At 57.8% G+C, this 251-nt stretch carries 1 pseudogene; it reads left to right on the plus strand.

Features of this window, described 5'->3' with window-relative positions:
* Positions 1-251: pseudogene (locus ACPYOJ_RS36100) on the plus strand (NADH-quinone oxidoreductase subunit L); the annotation flags it as partial.

Raw genomic sequence — 251 nt, forward strand, 5'->3', positions numbered from 1 at the left:
GTCACATGGGCGGCCTTCGCTCGCACATCAAGAAGACCTACTGGATGATGATCATCGGCACGCTGGCGATCACCGGCGTCGGTATTCCGTTCTCGCCGATCGGCTTTGCCGGCTTCTTCTCCAAGGATGCGATTATCGCGGCGTCGTACACGTCGCACAATCCGGCTTCCGGCTTTGCCTTCACGCTGCTGGTCATCGCCGCGCTGTTTACCAGCTTCTATTCCTGGCGCCTGATCTTCATGACCTTCTAT

The organism is Rhizobium sp. SVR5-9E (assembly GCF_056755095.1).